4 protein-coding genes are annotated in these 4,072 nt (G+C 28.6%); 1 reads left to right on the top strand and 3 read right to left on the bottom strand.

Annotated features, from left to right (window positions below; translation table 11 throughout):
- Nucleotides 1-867: 867 nt before the first annotated feature.
- Complete coding sequence (locus EAH69_RS13700) at nt 868-1,380, bottom strand: hypothetical protein (RefSeq protein ID WP_121935782.1); 513 nt, start codon at nt 1,378-1,380, stop codon at nt 868-870.
- Between the two features lie 741 nt (nt 1,381-2,121).
- Between EAH69_RS13700 and EAH69_RS13695 the strand changes: the two genes are divergently transcribed.
- On the top strand, nt 2,122-2,487 hold the full coding sequence (locus EAH69_RS13695) for a hypothetical protein (RefSeq protein ID WP_147439158.1): 366 nt from the start codon (nt 2,122-2,124) through the stop codon (nt 2,485-2,487).
- 193 nt (nt 2,488-2,680) lie between these two features.
- On the opposite strand, the gene EAH69_RS13690 is transcribed toward EAH69_RS13695, so the two are convergent.
- Both EAH69_RS13690 and EAH69_RS13685 read right to left on the bottom strand, forming a co-directional pair.
- A complete protein-coding gene (locus EAH69_RS13690; protein ID WP_121935780.1) occupies nt 2,681-3,235 on the bottom strand; it encodes a hypothetical protein in 555 nt (184 codons plus the stop codon).
- Between the two features lie 226 nt (nt 3,236-3,461).
- On the bottom strand, nt 3,462-3,941 hold the full coding sequence (locus tag EAH69_RS13685; protein ID WP_121935779.1) for a GNAT family N-acetyltransferase: 480 nt from the start codon (nt 3,939-3,941) through the stop codon (nt 3,462-3,464).
- Between the last annotated feature and the right edge of the window lie 131 nt (nt 3,942-4,072).

Raw genomic sequence — 4,072 nt, 5'->3', positions numbered from 1 at the left:
AATATAAAAGCCCAATAAATTATTTGAGATGGTTTTATTTTTGAGTTTGTCATTTCAAAATTGCATACAACGAGCCGGGTATTTTGCGAAGAACGGGAAGAAATTGAACGCAGTTCAATTCGTCACGGACTGAGCAAATTGCTCTTTTGTTTTGATAAATTTAAGAAATAAATTGAAACAAAAGCAATTTTGCGATAGAAAAACATAGGCTGAAAGTTTACTTTCAGACCGTTTTTCGCAAATACCATGTTATACGCTTTTGCAAATTGATTGAAAAATGAAAAAATAGGAAATAAGAAATAATCTTTAAGCTCAAATATTTCGAAAAGGTTGAAAAAATCTGAATTTAAAGTTTGAAAATCGATCAGCTGAATTTGTAAGAAATACAAAGAAAACTAACTTTCGAAATATGAAAAAGTATTTTCGAATTATAGAATAACTTTCAAGAAAATGATGAAATTATAAATCGTAAAAAACTATAATTTCAAATAAATGCTTTCTGAATTTTATAAAAAGCTGAATAATTATTTACGGAAAATTTCAGTTTACGGATTAACTATTTTGTTTGAAAATTACTAAATCGAAAGTTTGAAAATCGTGAAAAATTTAAAAGAATTTGAGATAAAAAATCGTTCGAAAAAATTGGATACCCGAAACTGCAATTGCGTATAACGGGCCGCGGCTTGGCGAAGTGCGGGCTTGAATTGAGCAAAAGTTCAATTCAGAACCGAACGAAGCAAAAGCTGTGGCTTTTGGTAAATTTAATAAAAAAACAAAAGCAAAACAGCTTTTGCGGATAAAATAGGCGAGAAGTTCAAGTTAGCACTTAACCCCGCATTTTGCCAAACCGATGTTAGGCGATCGGCTTTATTTGGAGTTCAAATTGTCCAAAAATTTATGTGGATCTTTGATAAAACTATAGGCATTTGAATTTTGAATACTAATTTTTATTTCCTCAAAATTTGGATTCATTAGTTTTCCACTTCTGTCCATAAACAACCATTCATTCTTTTCTGCTAAATTTATCATATTTTTCAAAAATTCAAGATTATTCTCTCTTAAATCTGCTCTAAATGAAAACTCTTTTATTGTAAAATCTGTTTCATTAAGATAAATTGATGCATCATTATCTAAAGTTTCGGTGTATCGTTTCCAATTGAAGTTAGTTTTATCATTTCCCCAATTTGCTCGTTCAATAATCGAATCAATTTTAGGAATAATATTTTCAGGATTTAATTTTGCTTCAATCCAATATATTTCAGAATCAGATTCAAAATAACCTGTTTCTGTACTTACATTAATTTTTTTAGGAATTTCTTTGTGTTTTTTTAGAATTCCTTGTTTTGGTATAACTTCTAAAAAATATTGATAAACTGCCATTATGCGTAATTTTTGTAAGCTGTCGCCTAACGAGCCGGGTATTTTGCGAAGAACGGGAAGAAATTGAACGAAGTTCAATTCGTTACGGACTGAGCAAATTGCTCTTTTGTTTTGATAAATTTAATAAATAAATTGAAACAAAAGCAATTTTGCGATAGAAAAACATAGGCTGAAAGTTTACTTTCAGACCGTTTTTTGCAAATACCATGTTATACGCTTTTGCAAGCTGACTGAAAAATAAAATAATAGAAAATTAGAAATAAACTTCAAGTTCAAATATTTCAAAAAAGTTGAAAAAAGCTGAATTTATGGTTTGAAAATCGATTAGCCGAATTTGTAAGAAATATAAAGAAAACAATCTTTCGAAATCTGAAAAATTGAGATTGTTTAATTTATAAAAATACAAGAAAATGCTGAAACTTCAGCTCGAAAATAGCATTTGGTTCAAAAAAACAGAATAAATTGCTAAAAAAATACTGAAAACTGAATTTCTGAAGATTTGAATTTCGGAATTGCAACTTGTTTGAAAATTACTAAATCTAAAGTTTGAAAATCGTGAAAAAATTAAATGAATTTGTGATAGAAAATAGTTCGAAAAACTTGGATGCCCGAAACTGCAATTGCGTATAACGTTAAGGTGCTTGGCGTTCGTGTGGACTTTCAAGCACTAACTTTCAAATTATAACTTCACACCGCATGACGCCAAGCACGTGTTATGTGATGTACTAAAAATTAAAAAATATGGCATTAATGTGTTATTTAGACAATGAACATCGAGAAAGATATAGAAACTCATTTGTGATGTTTGGAGTAGAGCAAGAAGTCAAAGAATTATTTAAAGAAGCATTATCTTACGATAAAAGCCTTTTGATTAGAGCGTATGAAGAACCTATTTACAAACGCTTTCTTTTTTGGAAGTACAAAACAAATGAAGTAGAAATTAAATATTTTCTTTATCACGAAACTTTTGATAATAACGGAAAATCATTTAACGAAGCTCAACAAATGAGTTGTGCATCAGGGAATAAAGAAAAAGTTATGGCTTACTTATATGGATTTATAAATGGATTTACTCATTGTAAGCGTTCTGAAAAGTATATCACATAACGAGCCGAGTATTTGCGAAGAACGGGAGAGAAGTTGAACGAAAGTTCAAGTTCGTCCGTTCAAGCAAATTGCTTGGCTGAAACTAAATTAGATTAAAGTTTTTAGAAAAGCAATTTTGCTAGCGGAAAAAGATAACAAAAAAGTTAGCCTTCAGCCCGTTTTTTCGCAAATACTATGTTACCTGCAGTGCTTTTTAATCTTCAATTTTCTGATATTCAAGTTCATTGCTTTTGATATCAAGTTTCAAAAAAAATCGAGTAGGAATATTATTAATTTCGGTGTAGAATTCACGAGAATAAAAATCAGGATATTTATAGTTCAAAATATCATGTGATAAATATCTGTTTTTCTTTTCTGAATTTATTCTTATATCTTCATTAGATTTTAAATTTTCGAAATTTTTTGAATTTATAATTACTGAAATTAAGTTTTGTTTGTCAGTATTGGAAATTTCAATTTTTGTTTTTTGATACCTCTCAGGCATTCCACTAACATCGTTTTCAAGTATTTTAAAAGTATCTTTAAGATTTAAATTTATGACTTGCAAATCATTTTTTACATCTTCATTCGAAATTGTGTTTTCATCAATGTAATTTAATGAAAATAGAAATCCAACAAAAAGAAAAAATAGTATCGGTATAATGATTCCAATTTTACTTTTCTTTTTGATTGAAATAAAAAGCCAAATTAAGCAACAAGTTGTCAGAATGACTAAAATTATTAATAAATAAAATATTCCTATTCCCATTTTTATAACGATGTTTTTGGTAGCATTGCAGGTAACGTGCCGAGTATTTGCGAAGAACGGGAGAGAAATTGAACGTAAGTTCAAGTTCGTACGTTCAAGCAAATTGCTTGGCTGAAACTAAATTAGATTAAAGTTTTTAGAAAAGCAATTTTGCGAGCGGAAAATAATGACAAAAAAAGTTAGCCTTCAGCCCGTTTTTTCGCAAATACAATGTTAGCTGTAGTATCTATAATAATTTCAAAGAAAGAATTGATAAATCTTCACCAGTCGGGCTTAAAATTTCCAATGTTGTATCTACAAAACCTGCGGATAAATATAGTTTATTAGCAGAAATATTGTATTTATGTACGGATAATAAAATTTCGTTTATATTCTCATAATTTTGTAGAACAAAATCAGAAAGTTGTGACATTGCTTTTTTTCCAATGCCTTGCCCTTGAGTATTAGGATTTATTGAAAGGGTTCTAAGAAGTATTGCATTCTCATTATTTTTAAGTAACAATTTATCCTTACCCATGTCTAAAATAAAAAAACCTACAGGTTTTCTATTATTTATAATGGTTATTATATTTTTACACGAATCATATAGATCTTTTCTTTCATTAATGCAAAAATCTATTGTAAATGTAAATTTAGATTGTTCTTCATTTAAATTGTAATTCAAGTCATCGTAATGATTTGAATTATAAAACATCAATTCTACCATAATTAATTTTTCAATCCTTCAAAGGTAATAAAATCATATAAAATTTTGTAGTTAGATTTGATATTACAGCTAACGAGCCGGGTATTTTGCGAAGAACGGAAAGAAATTGAACGAAGTTCAATTCGTCACGA

This window comes from Faecalibacter macacae (assembly GCF_003687725.1).
Classification (GTDB): domain Bacteria; phylum Bacteroidota; class Bacteroidia; order Flavobacteriales; family Weeksellaceae; genus Empedobacter; species Empedobacter macacae.
The sequence above is the reverse complement of the archived record's forward strand: the minus strand, read 5'-3'. Positions and strand labels throughout refer to the sequence as shown.

Excerpts from the sequence above, each read along its gene's own strand:
- EAH69_RS13700 (WP_121935782.1), bottom strand. The coding sequence starts at position 1,380 with ATGGCAGTTTATCAATATTTTTTAGAAGTTATACCAAAACAAGGAATT.
- EAH69_RS13695 (WP_147439158.1), top strand. The coding sequence starts at position 2,122 with ATGGCATTAATGTGTTATTTAGACAATGAACATCGAGAAAGATATAGA.
- EAH69_RS13690 (WP_121935780.1), bottom strand. The coding sequence starts at position 3,235 with ATGGGAATAGGAATATTTTATTTATTAATAATTTTAGTCATTCTGACA.
- EAH69_RS13685 (WP_121935779.1), bottom strand. The coding sequence starts at position 3,941 with ATGGTAGAATTGATGTTTTATAATTCAAATCATTACGATGACTTGAAT.